This is a genomic window from Bacillus sp. DHT2, from assembly GCF_026241455.1.
GTDB lineage: Bacteria > Bacillota > Bacilli > Bacillales > Bacillaceae_G > Bacillus_A > Bacillus_A pseudomycoides.
The window spans coordinates 1-352 of record NZ_JAPHWH010000092.1 but is presented as its reverse complement, the minus strand read 5'-3'; the positions used below and the strand labels follow the sequence as shown (position 1 = coordinate 352).

1 pseudogene is annotated in these 352 nt (G+C 35.2%); it reads left to right on the top strand.

The window, feature by feature from the left end:
• A pseudogene (locus ORL93_RS31050) lies at positions 1 to 347 on the top strand (hypothetical protein); the annotation flags it as partial.
• Positions 348 to 352: the final 5 nt, after the last annotated feature.

The window sequence follows — 352 nt, the reverse complement described above, 5'->3', positions numbered from 1 at the left end:
CAGCTTCGATGGAGAAAGAATTAAGTGGAAAATATGAGGCTTTTAAGCGAGCACAATCTCATGAAACAGTAAACGATATTGATAGTATTATTCATCGTGTACAAGTGGAAGAGCGTTATTTTGCAACCAAAAATGTAGCAATTGATAATGAACTCATTACCCAAGAATCTGTCAATCAATTAGAAAGTAAAGTACAAGAAAAGTTGAATAAAGAGGGAATTACGACTACTAAGCAGACCGCATCGAAATTGGTTGATCGGGAAAAACAATATGAACCATTCTCGAACTTTACGCAATTCCAAAATGTTGCAAAGAAAAAGAAACAAGAGGTGGAATTAGGACGATAAATGGC